The sequence below is a fragment of the Anaeromassilibacillus sp. An250 genome (assembly GCF_002159845.1).
Taxonomy (GTDB): Bacteria; Bacillota; Clostridia; order Oscillospirales; family Acutalibacteraceae; genus Anaeromassilibacillus; species Anaeromassilibacillus stercoravium.
In genome coordinates this window covers 1-1,213 of the sequence record NZ_NFJK01000056.1, presented here as the reverse complement: position 1 = coordinate 1,213, position 1,213 = coordinate 1, and the positions used below count along the sequence as shown (strand labels likewise).

General features: G+C 52.3%; 2 protein-coding genes. Both read left to right on the top strand.

Annotation, left to right across the window (positions count from 1 at the left end; all coding sequences use genetic code 11):
• Positions 1-84 precede the first annotated feature (84 nt).
• Positions 85-396: a hypothetical protein gene (locus B5F54_RS17075; RefSeq protein ID WP_087235330.1), complete on the top strand. Its 312-nt coding sequence runs from the start codon at positions 85-87 to the stop codon at positions 394-396.
• Between the two features lie 104 nt (positions 397-500).
• The coding region (locus tag B5F54_RS17070) for a recombinase family protein (RefSeq protein ID WP_172749786.1) at positions 501-1,213 on the top strand (713 nt) is incomplete at its 3' end.

The following is a 1,213-nucleotide window of genomic DNA, read 5'->3' as shown; positions in this document are numbered from 1 at the left end:
CCTCCCGCCAGCGGGAAGGAGCACATCATGTGAACAGAATCATGACCAGTCAAAGTCTTTTGGCAAAGGGCGGCCTTAGCCGCCTTGATAACCCCACCGGCACGGCAGAACACCGCTGTCAAGGACGCGCAGCGAGGCGAAGCCGATTCCTTGATTGCGGTGGGCTGCTGTGCTACACACGACGAATACGGAGGATTTTTGAATATGGAGAAACAATATAACCGAATTGAAAATGACTGTCCGCAGGAATTAAAGAAATTGGGAATCCCCGACCAGATCGACCTCTACATGGAGGATGGAACCGTCTACCATGTTCGCAGCTTCTTTGCCGGAGATTTAATGATGGGCGATGTGCTGGATGCCCTGACGATGGAAAAGCTGGAAAGGGCGCAGTGAATCCCAGCACTTTGCCCAGTGGAATCAACAGCGGCGCGGTGGTATAATACAATCAGGATTTCTGATTGTGATACGCACTGCATTTCGGGAGGTTAAAGAAGAAAATGCAGGAACAGTACAGTGTTGGAATCTACGCCAGACTGAGCCGGGACGATGAACGCGCCGGTGAGTCTGTGTCAATCGAAAATCAAAAAGAAATGCTCGCCCGGTATGTGCGGGAACAGGGCTGGACGCTCTACGATTACTACTGCGACGATGGGGTCTCCGGTACGACTTTTGACCGGCCCGGGTTCAACCGGCTGGTACAGGACGCGACCGACCACAAGATCAATTTGGTACTAACCAAAGACCTCAGCAGGCTCGGTCGTGATTACATTGAAGCGGGCAAATATACCGACTTCATTTTTCCGTCCCTCGGATGCCGTTTCATTGCCCTTAATGATGGTGTGGATACCATCCGCAAGAACAATGAGATGCTGGTTATTCTGAAAAATGTCATGAACGACCTCTATGCGCGGGACACCAGCAACAAAATCAAAGCGGTGAAGCTGTCCACCTTCAAGGCTGGGAAATATGTTGGCTGCTATGCGCCCCTCGGCTACCGGAAGAGCGCTGCGGACAAGCACATTCTGGAGATTGACCCGGTGACAGCTCCGGTAGTGCGGCACATCTTTGACCTGCGGTTGCAGGGCAACGGTTTCCGCAAAATTGCCCTGATTCTCAATGCCGAAAAAGTCCCTGCCCCCAGAACCTTTTATTATATGGCGGAGGGCCGGGAGAATCATCGGGGTGAAACGCCATTCTGGAACGATGTGAC